At 68.6% G+C, this 17,088-nt stretch carries 15 protein-coding genes; 11 read left to right on the top strand and 4 right to left on the bottom strand.

Annotated elements, in window-relative coordinates; all coding sequences use genetic code 11:
- Positions 1-21 precede the first annotated feature (21 nt).
- Genes ACFQ4H_RS16880 through ACFQ4H_RS16870 form a run of 3 tightly spaced genes read right to left on the bottom strand, consistent with a single transcriptional unit; the run spans position 22 to position 3,769 of the window.
- Positions 22-1,263 carry an MFS transporter gene (locus ACFQ4H_RS16880; RefSeq protein ID WP_377571929.1) on the bottom strand — a complete coding sequence of 414 codons (1,242 nt, stop codon included), beginning with the start codon at positions 1,261-1,263 and terminating at the stop codon, positions 22-24.
- A complete protein-coding gene (locus ACFQ4H_RS16875; RefSeq protein WP_377571928.1) occupies positions 1,260-2,690 on the bottom strand; it encodes a hypothetical protein in 1,431 nt (476 codons plus the stop codon). Before ACFQ4H_RS16875 ends, ACFQ4H_RS16880 begins: the two co-directional genes overlap by 4 nt.
- The gene (locus ACFQ4H_RS16870) at positions 2,687-3,769 is read right to left on the bottom strand and encodes a substrate-binding periplasmic protein (protein ID WP_377571927.1); all 1,083 of its coding nucleotides are present in this window, start codon (positions 3,767-3,769) and stop codon (positions 2,687-2,689) included. The genes ACFQ4H_RS16875 and ACFQ4H_RS16870 overlap by 4 nt, the downstream gene beginning before the upstream one ends.
- A 350-nt stretch (positions 3,770-4,119) precedes the next feature.
- Here ACFQ4H_RS16870 and ACFQ4H_RS16865 point away from each other — a divergent pair, with 350 nt between their 5' ends.
- From ACFQ4H_RS16865 to ACFQ4H_RS16825, 9 genes are all read left to right on the top strand, one after another.
- Positions 4,120-4,644: a toxin-antitoxin system HicB family antitoxin gene (locus ACFQ4H_RS16865; RefSeq protein ID WP_377571926.1), complete on the top strand. Its 525-nt coding sequence runs from the start codon at positions 4,120-4,122 to the stop codon at positions 4,642-4,644.
- 106 nt (positions 4,645-4,750) lie between these two features.
- Positions 4,751-5,596: a DUF4097 family beta strand repeat-containing protein gene (locus tag ACFQ4H_RS16860; protein ID WP_377571925.1), complete on the top strand. Its 846-nt coding sequence runs from the start codon at positions 4,751-4,753 to the stop codon at positions 5,594-5,596.
- Between the two features lie 24 nt (positions 5,597-5,620).
- Positions 5,621-6,574 carry an ATP-binding cassette domain-containing protein gene (locus tag ACFQ4H_RS16855; RefSeq protein WP_377571924.1) on the top strand — a complete coding sequence of 318 codons (954 nt, stop codon included), beginning with the start codon at positions 5,621-5,623 and terminating at the stop codon, positions 6,572-6,574.
- Positions 6,571-7,362, top strand: a complete 792-nt coding sequence (locus ACFQ4H_RS16850) for an ABC transporter permease (protein WP_377571923.1) — start codon at positions 6,571-6,573, stop codon at positions 7,360-7,362. The genes ACFQ4H_RS16855 and ACFQ4H_RS16850 overlap by 4 nt, the downstream gene beginning before the upstream one ends.
- 341 nt (positions 7,363-7,703) lie before the next feature.
- Positions 7,704-7,904 (top strand): hypothetical protein, encoded by a 201-nt coding sequence (locus ACFQ4H_RS16845; protein ID WP_377571922.1) that lies wholly within the window; start codon positions 7,704-7,706, stop codon positions 7,902-7,904.
- Between the two features lie 126 nt (positions 7,905-8,030).
- On the top strand, positions 8,031-8,456 hold the full coding sequence (locus ACFQ4H_RS16840) for a ribosomal maturation YjgA family protein (protein WP_377571921.1): 426 nt from the start codon (positions 8,031-8,033) through the stop codon (positions 8,454-8,456).
- 40 nt (positions 8,457-8,496) lie between these two features.
- Positions 8,497-10,260, top strand: coding sequence for a hypothetical protein (locus ACFQ4H_RS16835; protein ID WP_377571920.1), 1,764 nt, complete (start codon positions 8,497-8,499; stop codon positions 10,258-10,260).
- Positions 10,261-10,367: 107 nt separating this feature from the next.
- On the top strand, positions 10,368-11,288 hold the full coding sequence (locus ACFQ4H_RS16830; RefSeq protein ID WP_377571919.1) for a calcium-binding protein: 921 nt from the start codon (positions 10,368-10,370) through the stop codon (positions 11,286-11,288).
- A 155-nt stretch (positions 11,289-11,443) separates the two neighbouring features.
- Positions 11,444-14,569 (top strand): BTAD domain-containing putative transcriptional regulator, encoded by a 3,126-nt coding sequence (locus tag ACFQ4H_RS16825; protein ID WP_377571918.1) that lies wholly within the window; start codon positions 11,444-11,446, stop codon positions 14,567-14,569.
- A 70-nt stretch (positions 14,570-14,639) separates the two neighbouring features.
- Here the strand turns inward: ACFQ4H_RS16825 and ACFQ4H_RS16820 are convergent, their stop codons facing one another.
- Positions 14,640-15,047, bottom strand: a complete 408-nt coding sequence (locus tag ACFQ4H_RS16820) for a hypothetical protein (protein WP_377571917.1) — start codon at positions 15,045-15,047, stop codon at positions 14,640-14,642.
- Between the two features lie 390 nt (positions 15,048-15,437).
- Between ACFQ4H_RS16820 and ACFQ4H_RS16815 the strand changes: the two genes are divergently transcribed.
- On the top strand, positions 15,438-16,304 hold the full coding sequence (locus tag ACFQ4H_RS16815; RefSeq protein WP_377571916.1) for a hypothetical protein: 867 nt from the start codon (positions 15,438-15,440) through the stop codon (positions 16,302-16,304).
- Between the two features lie 174 nt (positions 16,305-16,478).
- Positions 16,479-16,916 carry a cold-shock protein gene (locus ACFQ4H_RS16810; protein WP_377571915.1) on the top strand — a complete coding sequence of 146 codons (438 nt, stop codon included), beginning with the start codon at positions 16,479-16,481 and terminating at the stop codon, positions 16,914-16,916.
- The last annotated feature ends 172 nt before the right edge of the window (positions 16,917-17,088 follow it).

Below are 17,088 nucleotides of genomic sequence, written 5' to 3'. Positions count from 1 at the left end.
GGCCGGTAGCGCGATTCCAGCTCAGCGTACGGCCTGGTCACCCGCGTTCGAGGGGTGCTGGCTGCTGGTCGACAGATCCGCGTGCTCGCGATGTACCTGTCCGAGCGGGATCCGGCGGATCACCAGAACGGCCAGTCCCACCACCAGCAGTCCGAGGGCTGCCCACAGCCCGGCAGCGAACGACGTGGAGTACCGGTCCGCCAGGGCCCCGAGTCCGGGGCGGCCGACGGCGATGCCGATCCCGGCGATGCAGGTGACCGTGCCGAAGATCGTGGCCCGGACGGCCCGGGGGGTGACCTCGTTGGTGAACACCTCCAGCACCGTCATGCCCAGGGCATAGCCGAAGCCCATCACCGGTAGGAAGAGGAACGGGGCCAGCCAGGTCAGCTGACTGGTGGCCGCCAGCGCGACGAGGATGAGCGCGAACGCTGAGGCCAGGGCTGTCCGGCGGTGCGACGTGGCCAGATACCCGGCCGCCAACCCACCCAGCACCGAGGCGGCGGCGAACGCCGCGTACATCCATCCGGTGACCCGCGCGGACAGGCCCAGTTCCAGCGCCATCGGTTGGAACAGGATGCGGGCACTCCAGCCGAACATAAGGAGCAGGATGCCCAACTGGACGGCCTGGCGTACCTCGGTCAGGGTGATGGCCCGTCGGATGTCACCCAGTACGGAGGAGAGCGTGGTGGCGGTCCGGGAACCGGTGATCTCGGGCAGCGTGAACGCCAACAGGAGCGCCACTGCCGCCAGGCCGGCGGTGACGGCGAAGGGCAGCCTCGGGTCCGTTTCGTACAGATAGCCGGCGGCCAGCAGCGAGAGCAGGATGGAGAGGTTGCTCAGTGCCCGTACCAGGCCGAATGCCTTGGCGGGACTGATCTTCAACTCGTCCTGCGCGCACAACTCGTACAGGTAGGTGCTGGCTGCCCCGGACGTCAGCGCCCACAGCACACCCCACAGCACCCAGGCGGCGAAGAGGAGTTGAACGGACTGGATCTGCGTGATGACCGCGAACGTCAGCATCGTCATGCCGGCGAGGGCCAGGTAGGCCCGGCGTCGCCCGATCCGGTCAGCGACCACCCCCACGGGGAACTCGCAGGCCACCGAGACGATCCGGAACACCGCGTCGGCCAGCAGTGCCGTGGTCAGTGGGATACCCAGGTCCAGCAAATAGATCAGCCAGACCGGGAACCAGAACTGCACCTCCAGCAGGAACTGGGTGACGGCGAACGTACGGAGGGGACGACTGCGTAGCGCTGTTCTCATGAGCTGTTGTCGCGACGGAAGAAGAGATAGATGATGACCAGCAGAACCGATACCACCCCTGAGGTTATGACGATCGTGTCCGCCGGTTGCGAGGCGAACCATTCCACTGCGGAGGAGCGACCCAGGTCGTAGACGGCCATGTCCGGATCACTGGCTATCGAGCGTCCGAAGTCGGTGACCGTCAGCGCGGTGCCGAGGACCGAGGTCATGGCGATGGCCAACAGGATGAGGTCGGTGAACATCGCGGATCGTGCCGTACGTCGTGCCGCGAGCTCGGCGAGCCGCCGGTCGCATGTGTCGATCTTGAAGCGTACCGGCTGCTCCAGGAGGGCCTCGTAGTCCCAGAAGGCGAGGATCGCGTCCATCTCCACGCGTACGGCGCGTTTGAGGTACTTCGACAGGTCCTGGCGTTCCATGATGATCAGCTCAGCACGCTGGCTCAACCCGATCAGTTTTCCCTTGAGCTGATCGAGCTCCCACCGGGAGGTGGCCGCCGCCGAATCCGCGAGGATCTTCGACAGCCGGCTGTCGATCCGATCCAGCGTTCCGTAGAACACCTGGGCGTAGCGCAGCGCGTCCCATTGGTCGCGGAACGGATCGCCGGCGAGCATCCGCCCACCCGCGCCGGTCCGGTCCATGAAGATGTAGTTCAACCAGCGGACCAGGTGGTGGAGTTCACCGTCCAGCAGCCGGTCGGCAGGGGCCCGGTCGTCCCCGGCCATCACCACGTCCTTGACCCAGTGCCGTACCACCTCCTCGGCGCCCGGTTCGGCCGGGTCGAGGACGAGACTGCGGGTGACCCAGAGCGCCTCGCCGAACTCCGCCGTCACCGGATCACTCCTGGGGGTGGCCGCCGCGAGTATCCGCTCGTCCCGGTCCGCGCGTCGGAGCAGGCCGAGTACCGGATCCAGGTACCGGGTGACGATCTCGCGTCCCACCCGTTCGCCCATCGCCACGGCCCCGGCCTGCAGGTCGTCGAGGCGGGCGGCAAGGGCCTCGGTGGGTCCGGTGAGCGAAGGTTCGATCTCCGCCAGCATCTCCAGCAGCATCACGCCGTGGTCGAAGAGGCGGAAGCTGATCTCGATGATCCCGGCATGCAGGCTGTCGGTCGCGTCGCCGAACTCCCCGGGCAGGTGGGCCGGGCACAACGTGCCGGTGAGCACATGGGGTGTCCGTTCCACGGCGTGGTCGCTGATGGTGCGGTAGAGGTTCAGCGAGCTGGTGGGCCGGGTGTGCTCGAGCACCACGCCGGGGGGCGGGCCCGGTGGGTCCGCCGCGGCGTCAGGGGCCAGGTCCCTGAGTAGCTCATCCAGGTCGGACTGCTGCTCCGCCCAGAACCGTGCGTATCCCGTGGGGTCGCGCAGCGACGCTCCGGGTACGGCGTAGTAGTCCACCACCACCGGGGCGAGGATCCGTAACTGGGTCATGCCCCCTCCACCCGGAGCGTCAGCGTACGGGCGTCGACGTGCATCACGCGTCCCTGCGCCGGACCGTTGCTGATCTTCACCTTGACGAGGATTCGCCCGGGCGGCCTGCCGGCGGAGTCGACGAACTCCTTCGGCCAGGCGAGTACCTGTGCCCGGGTGCCTCGCGGGGCGAGCAGTGCGAGTCTTCCGTGTTCGTCGAGCAGTTCCACCAGACCCGTTTCGCCCACCGGGATCAGGGTCACCTCCCGGAACGGCGCTGCCTCGAGCCCTTCCACGATCTCCTTGTACTCATCGGTCTGGCGTAGCTGCGCCAGCATCCGGTTGAACCGTTTCATCACGGCGTTGGCCTCGGCGGTGTTGGCCATCATGAAGTGCAGGCCTTCCACCGAGTGCACGAGTGGATTGTTGTCCTGTAGGTAGCCGAAGTCTCCCGCGTCCGCGGTGAAGGCCGGGCTGGCCAGCACCGCCTGACCGGGAAGCAACCCTTCGGCGAGTACGTCGATTCGGCCGTCGGCCAGTGCCTGGAAGCCCTCCAGGGCCGAGTCGAAGGGTACGAAGCTGGTTACTGCGGACTCCAGTTCGTTCCAGTACTCGTACCCGGTGATGCCACCCACCCGCAGCGCGCCCAGGTCGGCGGCGGACGAGATCTTCGGCTCGCCGCTGCGGCGGTTGTAGAACAGGACGTACTCGAAGTCGATGAGCGGATCGGAGAGCAGGAAGCCCTCACGTCGTGACTTGCTGCCCACCAGCGGGAACACGCCGTTGGAGGCGCCGGAGGTGACCTGGTTCTCGGCCAGGGACCACGACGTGTATCTGATCTCGGGGGAGTACCCGGACCGGTTGAGGACCTCGACGACCATCTTGGTGACCGGTCCACCGTCGGGCAGTTCCGGGCCGACGAACGGTGCCCAGGATCCACTGGAGACCAGCACCGGCCGAGACGGTGAGGTGGGGGAGGAGCGTAGTCCGACGGCCACGATCCCTACGGACACCGCGACCACCGTGAGGAGGGCCAGCACCGGTCCCCAGGTGCGTAGTTGTCGCAGCAGGATGGAGAACCCGCGCGAGTACGGGGCCACTTTCTTCTCCAATCCGGACAGACGCCGTGGATGCGTTGCCCCATGCTCCTTTGCGGGGAAACCGTAGGGTACAAGGTCATCGCCACGGCCGGCCGTGCCGCCGTGCCGCCGTGACGGTCACTGACCGGTGGGGGCATCACCGGTACGCCCGGCCCGGCCCCGGGTACGGCGGCGGTCTGGCGACGGCCTGACTCCGTCCGGTGCTGGAAGCGTCGCCACCGTCACCATCCGTGCGCCCAATGTCGACGCATCGGCGTGACCGCAGTGCGCGCAAGACCCGTGGTGGCATCTGCGCCAACCCTGAGCCAAGATGGCTTGCGATGGTGCCATCATGGTGCCATGATGGCACCATGGACCTCACGCCGTATGTCGACCTGCTCCGGCGGGAACTCGCGGTCGCCGCCGAGGCTGGCGGGGACGAAGCCCGGGCCCTGGCCGAACGCCTTACCGCTCCACTGGAATCAGCGATCCGACTCACCCTGTTGGAGGCGCTGTCCGCCGCCGCCGCGGAGATCACCCGAGAGCTCGCTCCCGGCTCGGTCGACCTGCGCCTGCGGGGGCGGGAGCCGGACTTCGTCGTGACCGTGGTGTCCACCGACCGGCCCGCGCCGCACGACCAGGCACCACCCATCCCAGCGGCTGCGATCGACGAGACCGCCGTATCCGCCGGGGACAGGGGGGCCACGTCCCGGATCAACCTCCGTCTGCCCGACGACATCAAGGCCAGGGTCGAGGAAGCCGCTGCCCGGGAGCGCCTCTCGGTCAACGCCTGGCTCGTCCGGGCCACCGCCGCCGCGCTCGAACCCGGTCGCCGGGCCGAAGGCGGCAGCCACAGTTACGGCGGCGGTCAGCACCTGACCGGCTGGGCCCGCTGATCCGCCCCACCGAAACCGCCGCCAGCGGAATCCCGCGCACCGAAACCACGACTCCGCAACAGCACCAGCGACAGCATTCCAGCAGCCCACGACGTAGGGATCAGACATGCCGACCTTCGACACTCCCAAACCGATCTCGGTCACGCTCAGCTTCGGCCTGGTAGGTGCCAATGTGCGGCTCGACGTCAGCGATCGCACCGACACCACCGTCGACGTACGCCCCAACGACGCGTCCAGCAAGGCCGACCGCAAGATCGCCGAACAGACCCGAATCGAGTACGCCGACGGCGAGCTGTCGATCCGGGGACCGAAACTCGGCTCCCTGTTCAGCCGTACCGGAGGCATCGACGTCACGATCGCGGCACCGGCAGGCTCGCGGGTGCAGGGCGAGACGGGCATGGGCGAGTTCCGGTGTGCCGGCCGGCTCGGCGAGTGCCGGTTCAAGTCCGGCTACGGAGACATCCGACTCGACCGGGCCGACACGGCGACCCTGAAGAGCGGCAGCGGGGACATCGTCGTCGACCACGTCACCGGTGGCGCCGAGGTCACCGCCAGCAACGGGGCAATACGCGTCCGGCGCATCGACGGCCCGGCGACGGTCAAGAACTCCAACGGCGCCAGCTGGATCGGCGAGGCCGGCGGCGAAGTGCGCCTCAACGCGGCGAACGGCGAGATCGTCGTCGATCGGGCCCACGCCGGCGTCACCGCGAAGACCGCCAACGGCAGCGTACGCATCGGCGAGGTTGCCCGTGGTGCGGTAACGCTCGAGACCGCGGCCGGCAACCTCGAGGTCGGCATCCGCGCCGGTACCGCCGCCTGGCTCGACCTCAAGACCGTCGCCGGACACGTCCGCAACGAACTGGACGTGTCGGCCGGCCCGGAAGGCGCCGACGAAACCGTCGAAGTACGGGCCAACACCTACGTCGGCGACATCATCATCCGCCGCTCCTGACCTTTACGACCTGGAGGAAAGGCCATGCCCATCCAATCCGCCGCGATCACAGCCACCGGGCTGCGCAAGTCGTACGGCGAGAAGCTCGTGCTCGACGGCATCGACCTCACGGTGCCGGCCGGAACGATCTTCGCCCTGCTGGGGCCGAACGGTGCCGGCAAGACCACGACCGTACAGATCCTCTCCACCCTGATCGGGGCCGACGCCGGTGACATCCGGATCGCCGGTTACGACCTTGCCCGTGACCCCGACGGCGTGCGTAACGCGATCGGCGTCACCGGGCAGTTCTCCGCCGTGGACAACCTGCTCACCGGCGAGGAGAACATGGTCCTGATGGCGAACCTGCGCCACCTGGACCGGGCCACCCGTCGGCGGCGTACCGCCGCGCTGCTCGAACAGTTCGACCTGGTCGAGGCGGCCCGGAAGCCGGTCTCCACCTACTCCGGTGGCATGCGTCGCCGGCTCGATCTCGCGATGACCCTGGTCGGGGACCCGAGCGTCATCTTCCTCGACGAACCCACCACCGGTCTGGACCCGCGTAGCCGTCGCACCATGTGGCAGATCATCCGTGAGCTGGTACGCGGCGGCGTGACCATCTTCCTCACCACCCAGTACCTGGAGGAGGCGGACCAACTCGCCGACCGGATCGCCGTCCTCGACCAGGGGCGCCTGGTCGCCGAAGGGACCGCCGACCAACTCAAACGGCGCATTCCCGGCGGTCACGTGCGGCTCCGGTTCAGCGACACCGCCGGACTGGACCTGGCCACCCGGATCCTCACCCACGTCTCGCGTGACGACGACGCCCTCAGCCTGCACGTCCCGCACGACGGTAGCGTCCGGTCGCTGCGTGCCCTCCTGGGCCGCCTCGACGACGCCGCCGTCGAGGTCGACGAGCTGTCGGTACACACCCCGGACCTCGACGACGTCTTCCTCGCCCTCACCGGCCAACCCGACAAGGAAAGGGTCTCCGCACGATGAGCACGCTTGCCTACGCCGTACGTGATTCGAGCACGATGCTGCGACGCAACCTCCGACGTATGCAGCGCTATCCGTCGATGACGCTGCTGCTCATCGGTATGCCGGTCGTCCTCCTGCTGCTCTTCGTCTATGTCTTCGGTGGCACGATCGGTGCTGGCCTCGGCGGCAGTTCGGGTGGTCGGGCGGAATACGCGAACTACATCACCCCCGGCATCCTCCTGATCACCATCGCCAGTGTCGCGCAGGGTACGGCGATATCCGTCGCCATGGACATGACCGAGGGAATCATCGCCCGGTTCCGTACGATGGCGATCTTCCGGCCATCGGTGCTGACCGGCCACGTCATCGGCAGCATGATCCAGGCCATGCTCGCGGTGGCTGTCGTCGTCGGGGCCGCCCTGCTCGTCGGCTTCCGCCCCACCGCCACCCCGGTCGAGTGGCTCGCCGCCATCGGTGTGGTCGTGGCGATCACCTTCGCGGTCGTCTGGTTCGCGGTCACCTGTGGCCTGGTGAGCAAGAGCGTCGAGACGGCCAGCAACCTGCCGATGCCGCTCATCCTGCTGCCGTTTCTCGGCAGTGGATTCGTTCCAACCGAATCGATGCCCGGCGTAGTGCGCTGGTTCGCCGAATACCAGCCCTTCACCCCGGTCATGGAGACCCTCCGTGGCCTGCTCCTGGGCACCGGCATCGGCAACAGTGCCTGGCTGGCGCTCGCCTGGAGCGCCGTGATCGCCCTGGCCAGCTACCTGTGGGCCAGGAAGCTGTACAACCGGGACTCGTCGCGCTGACCGACGAGGTCGACCCCCGGTGCGGTCGAGCAGGTCGTAGCGGGCCGCCGTCACGACGACGAGTTCCCGACCCCCGCGCCGGTTTATTCCGCGCCTGATCCGTCCCGATCCCCTCCTGCGGTGCAGGCAGCTCAGGGTAGGGCCTCAGGGTAGGGCGGAGAGCAGAACAAACCAGAGCCGCCCATTCGGGCCTGCGTAGCCGTGCCCTTCGACGGGTGGCTCGACCTCGGGTGCCCGGTGCCGCGCGGTACCGGGCACCCGCGACGCGACCACCGCCGGAATACCGAGCCGGAGGACTCCGGCCGTGGGCGTCGCCGTCCCTCATCCGGAAGGGGATCGACATGACCAGACCCCTCACCACCGCACCACCGACCGGTGTGGCTGTCCGATCCCTGGCCCCGGACCTGGCGCGTGGGTTCATGCTGTTGGCGATCGCCCTGGCGCACGCGCCCGCCTTCGTCGACGACTGGGATCTCGGACCGGCCGCGCTGAACACCATCGCTTCGCCGCCACCTTCGGAATCGCCATCGGAATCTGGCTGACCTCGATACTGCTGGCCGAGTGGATGCGCCGCGCCGGCCTCCGTGGCCCGGCAGAGGCACTGGTGCGCTATCCGGTGACGGCACAGAGCGGTCGAGTGCGGGAATCCGGGGACTAGCATCGCGGGAATGTCGATCTCCCCCCGGACGTTCCGGCTCCTCATGCTGGTGCTGGCGGCCCTCCTCCTGGGGGTCGCCCTCGCCATCCGCGCCGTGAGCAGCGGTAGGCTGGAGAGCAACGGCAGCCTGGAGCAGTACTCGGGCAACGCCCTCTACGCATCGATGGTCTATACCGGTGTGCTGTTCCTGTGGCCACGAATCTCCCCGCTGCTGGCCGGCGGGATCGCGATCGGTTTCTGCTGGCTCGTCGAGTTCTCCCAGCTGACCTGCATCCCAGCTTTTCTCTCGGCGCGGAGCCTGTTGGCCCGGCTCGTGCTGGGCGTGCAGTTCGACCTGACGGACGTCGCCTGGTATCCCGCCGGCATCGTTCCACTCGTCGTACTGCACTGGTTCCTGCGCACCCGGATCGAGGTCGGTCAGCCGTCACGTCGATGATGCGAACTCGATGTCGGCGGCAGGGCCTATCCTCTGCGGCATGCTGTTCGTCTATCGGTCGCACTACGAGGGGCCGCTGGGTAGGCGGGTACGTCGGTTGCCCGACGCGACCGTGCTGGACTGGTTCCGCCGAGGCTGGTCGGTCGACGATCCACGTGCCTGGGTCGAGGCGGAACTCGGCGGTGACGTCTACGGCCTTTCCTCGATCTTCGAGGCGGCAGTCGAGCACCGGTTGGCCGAGCCGCAGACCTGGGAACAGCTGCACGTCCTGCTGGGCGAGCAGCTCTACATCGAGGGCGACCCAGCGACGAACCTACGACTCGACGGGCACGCGTTGCGGGTCAGGACCGACGACGACGAGGTGGACCTGGCGTACATGTTCGTCGACGACGCCCTGGCCGCAGCGGATCCGCAGCGGTGGGCGTACCCGCTGCACGACGAGTGGCCGCTGCCCACCGACGCCGGATCTCCGAAACGGACGTTCGCCACCGACGACCTGCCGTTGGCCCGCAGCACGGTACGCGGCGACGGTAGCGGCTGCACCTATGCGGTCTTCCTGACGTTCCGCGACGGATGCAGCTTCGACCACCCGGTGCCGACCGCCTTCTCCGGAGTACGGCTGCCCGACTTCGCCGACCGCCTGCGCCGGGCGACAGTGGACGAGTGCAGTGGGTGGCCGCTGGAACTACAGGTGCTGCGGACACTGGTAGCCCCGGACGAGCAGGACATCACGGCGGCGCTGGACCGCGCCAACCGCTGGCCCGGATTCGGTATCAATGCCCAGTCGCCGGCTCCGCCAACCCATGAGGCCGCACTGGGCCAGACGACCTCCGTCGAGCAGTACGAATTCGGCCGAGACCCGGATCGCTCGCTGCTGCACGTCGACGAGCACATCGCCCAACTGGCGATGTACGTCAGTGAAGAGTTCGGCTACCAGCAGTGGTTCCTGTTCGACGACGTGTGGGCGGCCAGCCATCCGGACCTCGCCGAGTCGCTGCTGCGGTATGCCGCACACTGGGACCCGCAGCACCTTGATCCGCAGCATCGACCCCGGATCACGACCAGGCCCCAGGCGATCGCTGCGTTGAACGACTCGATCGAACGGCTCTACGAGGTCTTCGCCGCGTACCCGTTGCACGACTCGACGGATCCCTGCCCGCACTGCTTCACCAGCGCAGACGAGCAGCAGCTGCGGAGCCAGCCACTACGTCAACTGAGCGCCGACGACCTGCGTAGTTTCGCCGCCTCCTCGCTCACCACCTGGGGTGGCGTCACCGATCTCAAACACTTCCTTCCCCGGATCATGGAGATCGGCGCCACCGAGGGCTTCAACTGGCCCGACGTCGAGCTGCTCTACCATCACGTCGCCTACGGCGAGTTCACGACCTGGCCGGCACCCGAGGTCGCCGCGATGCGGGCCTTCGCGCAGGCCCACTGGGACGTTGCCCTCCACGGGGAAGCCGCCGACGACGCCGGGTCCGTCCTCGCCGCAATCATGTTCGTCGAACCGGACGTCATGCCCTGTCTCCGACAGTGGCAGCACCATGGCACCCTGACGAGCCTGGAGCAGTTGGTCGACTTTATCGACGCCAACCAGTCGGCGATCGTACGTCACCGTCGGCTGGCCAACGCCTACCTGCGAGACCACTGCCCGAATGCGCAGGTCCAGGTGATCGGCTGGCTCATCGGCGATGCCCTGCTCCACCATTTCGAGGGCTTCCCCGGTCCCCGACAGGCCGATACCACGTCGATCCGGGAGGAGATCAGCTTCCGCCTGCGAGTCCTCCATACCAGCCTGGCGTAGCCCGAGCGGCAGGCACCCGTAGCGACGCAACCGAATCACAACCGCCCGATGCTGCACTGCCGGTGACGGGCGGCGAAACGCCCGTGGGGGAACAACGGGAGGTTGCATTGTCTGCGAATCCACGCAGGACCATGGTCTGCGCTGGCGTGTCGCTGGGGTTGGCTGCTGCGGGCGTGCTGTCCGGTGGGGCGCCGGCGTACGCGTCAGGCGGCTCGGTCTACCTCAGCGGTACGACCCTGGTCCATGCGGCAGAACCGGGATATGCGAACAGGATAGACATCCGGTTCGACGGCATCGAATTCGTCATCACCGACACCGGGGCGCCACTTTCTGCCGGCACCGGCTGCGCCCAGGTCACCAGCCATCAGGTGAGCTGCACGGCGGCTGGGATCGGAGTGATCACGGTCTGGACCGGCGACCTCGACGACACGCTGGCCATCCAAGCCTCCACGGCATACGCCAAGGCGTACGGGGGCGCGGGCGACGACGTCATCGACCTGCAGGGCGTACGCGGAACGATGGTGTACGGGCAGGAGGGCAACGACATCGTCTACGGCAGCACCGCCGGGGACACCATCTACGGCGGAGCCGGCGACGACCGGCTCTACGGCTTCGAATTCGGTGATCTGCTGGTCGGTGGCGAAGGGGCCGACATGATGTCCGGTGGCAGCGGCTACGACACGGTCAGCTATGCCGACCATACGACTCCGGTCGTCGCGGACGCCGACAGTGTCACCGGTGACGATGGTGCGCTCGACGAGCGGGACACCATCCGTACCGACGTCGAGAAACTCGTCGGGGGCAGCGGGAACGACCTGCTCATCGGCACCGACCGGTCGGACGAACTCTCCGGTGGCGCCGGCGACGACATCCTGGTCGGATCCGCCGGCGACGACGTGCTCTCCGGGGACGCCGGCACCGACCGGCTGTACGGCGACGAGCAGGTCCCCGTCCGTTACTTCAACCGGGACATCTGTGAGCCCGGGGCCGACGGCGGTGCGACCGCCGGCTGCGAGATCGTCCGCTGACCCGGTCGGCCCTCGTCCGCTGACCCGGTCGGCCCTCGTCCGCTGACCCGGTCGGCATGGTCCCGGTGCTCCGGTCGGCATGGCGACACATCCCGGGTCGCGTCTGGCGTCGTACGTCATGTCGTGCTCTTCTCCTCCTGGGGGAGGAGCGCGACATGGCAGAAGACGATGGACCGTCGGCCGTCGCGGACATCCGACTGCTGGGGCCGTTGGAGGTCAGCGTCCGGCACGACACCGGTCGGCGCCATCGGGTGGTACTGGGTGGGCCGCGACAACGCACCCTGTTCGGGTTGTTGGCACTACGCGCGCCGGAGGTCGTCTCCCGGCCGTACCTGATCGACGGAATCTGGGGCGAAGACCCGCCGCCATCGTCGACCAAGACCCTGCACGCCCACGTCGCGTACGCCAGGCGGGCTCTGACCAGCGCCGGACTGAGCAGCCTGATCGTGACGAGACCGCCCGGATACGCCCTCGCCGGCGACGCCGTCGACATCGACGTACGACGCTTCGAGGACCTTGTGACCCGGGGCCGGCGGGCCCTCCGTGCCGGTGCGACCAGCGAGGCGGCCGAATCACTGCGCGCCGCACTGCGGCTGTGGCGGGGGGACGTGCTGGCCGACTGCCCGATCGGCGAGTGGGCCCGGGCGGAGGCCGCCATGTGGGAGGAGGCCAGACGGTACGCGATCGAGGACCTCTACACGGCCGAGTTGGCGCTCGGCGAGCACGCCCGGGTGGCCACCGAGTTGGAGGCGCTGGTCGTACGGGAGCCGTTGCGGGAGCGCCTCTGGGAACTACTCATGATCGCGCTGTACCGTGCCGGACGGCAGGGCGACGCGCTCGGGGCGTACCGCCGGGCCCGGACCGCACTGGTCGAGGAACTCGGCATCGAGCCGGGACGCCGCCTGCGGGACGTGGAAGCGGCGATCCTCGCCGGTCGGGACGTCGCAGACACCGAGGGTGGGGACGAAACTGGAACAGCTGGCGACCGGGACGTAGCGGTCCAGTCGGCCGGGTCCGTCGCCGTACGCCTCCCGGCACCGCTGACCAGACTGATCGGCCGGGAAGCCGAGGTCACGGAGGTCCGGGCCCTGCTCGGCAGCCGGCGACTCGTCACGCTGACCGGCATCGGGGGATGCGGCAAGACCCGGTTGGCCATCGCGGTCGCGGACGGGGCGACCACCGGGGACGAACCCGGACCGTGCTTCGTCGAACTCTCCGCCCTGACCGATCCGGACCTGGTGGCGGCCACCGTAGCGACCGCCCTCGGGCTCCCGGAACGGCCCGACCTCGCCCCGTTCGAGTCGCTGTCGCGGCACCTGCGTACCGAACGGCTGTTGCTGGTGCTGGACAACTGCGAGCACCTCGTCGACGCATGTGCCGGGCTGGTCGGATCACTGCTGAGCCGGTGCCCCGAGGTACGGGTGCTGGCGACCAGCCGGGAACCGCTCGGGGTGCCGGATGAACTGGTCTATCCGGTGGCCCCACTGTCCATTCCCACCGGATCGATGACGGGCGGCCTCGCCGAGGCCCGCCGGTACGACGCGATCCGGTTGTTCCTTGACCGTACGGCCGTCCCGGTGGTGCGTGACCTGCGGGACTCGGACGCTGCGGTGCTGGCGGCGATCTGTGCCGGGCTCGACGGACTGCCACTGGCGATCGAACTCGCCGCCGCCCGGACCCCGGTGCTGACGCTGCGGGAGATCGCCGACCGGCTGCGTGATCCCGACCTGCTCCGCACCGCCCAGCCGGCCACGCGTCGACGGCAGGACACCTTGGATACGGCGATGGCGTGGAGCTACCAACTGCTCAGCCCGGTACGGCAGGGCTGGTTCCGCCGGCTCGCGGTGTTCAGTGGAGGCTTCACCCTGGATGCCGTGGAAGCGGTGGCACCGTCGTCGACCGAACGCGCGATGGATGTACTGGCCGACCTCGTCGCCCGGTCCCTGGTGGTCATGGAGCGCCGTCGGGATCGGGCCCGCTACCGGCTGTTGGAGACGATCCGGCACTACGCCGTCGTGCGGTTGTCCGAGTCCGCGGAGGAGTTGGCGCAGGCGTACCGGTGTCACGCGGCCTACTACCGTGCCCTGGCCGAGGAGGTCGACGGGAAGCTGCACGGTCCCGAGCTTGAACAACTGCTCGACCGGCTCACGGTGGAGCACGACAATCTGGTGGCTGCCCAGGCCTGGCACAGCCGGCACGGATCCCGGCTCGAGCAGCTCCGACTGGCTGCCGGGCTGGCCCGGTACTGCCATCTGCGGGGGCGGTACCGCGATGGTCGGCGATGGCTTGAGGACGCCCTGTCCACCTCCGGCGACGAACCCGTACCCGAGTTGGCCCGGGCCTGCCTGTCGGCCGCGTACCTGGCGCTCTTCGACTGCGACTATGCCGCCGCGACCGAATACGGCGAGCGCGCTGTCGCCGTGCACCGGGAGTTGGGGGACGAGACCGGCGGTGCCCGGTCGATGAGTCTGCTGGCGTCGGTCGACCGGGAACAGGGCCGGTCGGCTCGATCGCTTTCCCGGTACGCCGAGGCGTTGGCCGTCTACCGGGCCGCCGCCGACCGGCGCGGTGTCGCGGACACCCTGCTGATGTCCGGCTTCACCAGTTGGCTCACCGGTGACCTCGACCGCGCGGAGCCGCTCGTCGAGGCCGCCCTCGCCGAGTTCCACCAGCTCGGTGACCCGGAAGGCGTTGCCTCCGCCCGGGTCCACCTGGCTGCCGTCGCCTACTACCGCAGCCAGGGTGCCCGGGCGCGTTGGCTGGCCGAGGACGCACTGGCCCGGTTCCGGGAGTTCGAGTTCAAGGAAGGTATCGCCTGGGCGTTGAACATGGTGGGCTTGGTGGAACACCGGGACGGCCAGTTGGGTGTGGCCATGGAACTGCTGCGGCGCAGCCTGGACACGCACTGTGCGGTGGGTGACCGTTGGCGGGCCGCCAGCGTGTTGGAGGCGATGGCGGCGGTCCTCGCCGATGGCGGCGCAGCGGCGGTACTCGCTGACGGTGGCGGGACAGCGGTGGTCCCTGCCGACGGGGGTGCAACGGTGGCGGCAGCCGAACTGCTCGGTGCGGCGGCGGCCATCCGGGACGCGATCGGGGCACCGGTACCACGGTCGGAACGTGCCGCGCACGCCGCCACGGTCGGCAAGCTGAACCGGGCGATGACCGACCGGGCGTTCTACGCCGCGTGGGCCAGGGGCGAGGGGCATCGACTGAGCGATCTGCCCGGCCGGGTGGCCGAACTGCTGCCGGTCGAGCCGACGCTGCTGGTGGCCACCGGCTGACCGCTCCGGTCTGGCGTCGGCCGACCGTTCCGGGCCGGACGGTTCGTCCGGCCCGGAACGGTGAAATCGATCAGTTGCTCACCCAGGACAGGTAGACGTCACCGTCGCAGGTGTACGAGCCCACGTTCTTGACGGTCCAGTAGACCTCCAACTCGCGGGTGTTGTTGGCGTTCCAGTTCTGCTTGCGCCACGACCGGGTGACTTCGAGCGTGCACGGTTGCGTCACGGTGGTCGCGATCGGGCGTACGTCGACGAAGTAGTAGCGGGAGGTGGGGGTGTTGTTCCAGCCGCCGGTGACGCTCGCGCCCGGCGCGAGGCTGGTGACATCCCCGATCTTGTAGGCACCCGCAGAGCCGACCTCCGCTTCGGCCACGGCCACTGCGGGGGCCGATGGGCCGATGGCCAGCCCCACCGCCGCTACGGTCGCCGCCGCACCGAGCACCGCTGCCACCCCACGCGTCTTCGTCCTGTTCGACATGTTGCTCTCCCCTTCGTCCAGCAGTCCCGGGGCTTTCCCGTTGAGGACTGAGACCTTTGTAGGGACGGGTGGTTGTGCCACGGTTGCGATCCGGTTGCCCGTCGTCGCCCGTCCCGTCCCCGTCCCCGTCCCCGGGTCCCGGTCCCGTCGTCCTCTCGTCCCGTCGGCTGGGGTCGATATCGAGAAGACGACTGTCATGAACCGGTAAACCATGTATCTGACAGGAAAAGCCCAGGTCAGACAGCAAATGAGGGCCGTTTGGGTAGACCGGCGCGCTTGTACCGTGAGTCTCCGACAGCGGCGGCGCGGACGAGTTCGTGGACGTGTCGCCCCGACATGAGCCGTGTGACAGGGACAGCCGCGCCCGGCGGCCAGGAGAGGACCTCTTCCATGCGAGAAGGAACGAATGTCGGACGACGTACCCGTCCGGCAGTCATCGGGGGCATCGCGCTGAGCGCGGTCATGCTGAGCCAGGTCGCCCTGGTATCACCGGCGATGGCGGTGACCGGCCTTACCCGTACCGTCGGAACGAGCGCCAGCAACAGCGTGGCCAAGTCGGCGAACGCCCCGTGTGCGACGGGAACCACGGTCATCGGTGGTGGCGGGTTCGTCACCGGTGCGGCCGGCCAGGTGGGGATGGACATCATGCTGCCGCTCTGGGATGGCACGGGCTTCTCGGTGACGGGGCGGGAGGACGAGACGGGCACCAGCGCGAACTGGTCGGTGACCTCGACGGCGCTGTGTGCGCCGGCACCGTCCGGCTTCCAGGTGATGTCGGGTAGTACGGGGTTCGCCTCGAACGCGACGGACTGGGTCACGGTGTCCTGTCCGCTCGGTACGGTCGCCCTCGGTGTGGGCGGCGCGGTCAACGGGGCTTCCAACAGCGAGGTGGTCCTCGAGCAGCTCCGGATCGACACGAGCAGCGTCACGGTCGGTGGTGCCGAGGACGGTACGGGCTACGCGGGGAACTGGCAGGTGCAGGGCAGGGCGATGTGTGCCAACCAGCCGGCCGGTTACGAGCGGTTGCTGACCGACAGCGCGTACGACTCCGTCTCGCCCAAGTCGCTCACCCTCAGTTGTTCGCCGGGCAAGAAGGTGCACGGGGTGGGCGCCGAGATCCTGGGTGGGGACGGCCAGGTCCGGTTGACCGGCGCGTACGCCAGCTCCTCGACAGCCGTGACGGTGAGCGCCGCCGAGGACGAGGATGGCTACAGCAGCACCTGGAAGGTGCGCGCCTTCGCCATTTGCGCGACCTGAGCGCCCGCACCCACCCCGCCGCCATCCGGCACTACCGGCTAGTCGTGGCCCCGTGATGTACGTACAGTATTGGTGGCTCCGCTAGCGGGGTGGTAAGTGAAGGATGTTTGTTGTTGCTGGCGGCGCGGATGCGCCAGTGTTGCGTCGCCGGCGCATGGGCGGTTTAGGTGGTGTGTGGTGGCGGTAGGAAGAGTCCTGCGGTTCGACGACGTCCGTGGCTACGGCTTCATTGCGCCGGCCGGCGGCGGAGAAGACGTATTCGTCCACGCGAACGACTTCGGTGACCAGCGACACCTGGTACATCCAGGAATGAAGGTGGAGTTCGAGGCCGAGCAGAGCGAGCGCGGTCCGAAGGTGGCGACGGTGCGGGTCCTCGGCACCCCCACAGCGGCCCGGTTCGAACGCCCGGTCGGCAGTGTCGACGGACGGGCGAAGATCAGCACCGGGGCCGAGGACGACGGGTTGTGCGACGTCCTGACGCCCCGTGAGTTCACCGCCGAGGTCACCGAGGTACTGATCCAGCACGTGCCCTCGTTGACCGGCGGGCAGATCGCGCAGGTCCGACAGCACCTCGTCGACCACGCTCGTTCGCATGGATGGGTCGAGGCCTGAGCCTTCTTCTGCCTCTGCGGCGGATCGGGGTCGGGACGCGACGAAGGGCCAGCCCGGTTGGGCTGGCCCTTCGTGGTTGTTGTGTTGTTGTGTGTCAGGCGGAGTAGCCGCGGGTGGCGATCCAGTCGGCCAGGTTGTCGGTTGCCATCCAGTAGGAGGCGGTGTTCGGGTT

It is taken from the genome of Micromonospora sonneratiae, from assembly GCF_042679305.1.
In the GTDB taxonomy this organism is placed as follows: Bacteria; Actinomycetota; Actinomycetes; order Mycobacteriales; family Micromonosporaceae; genus Micromonospora_H; species Micromonospora_H sonneratiae.
This window is presented reverse-complemented; position numbering and strand designations above follow the sequence as displayed.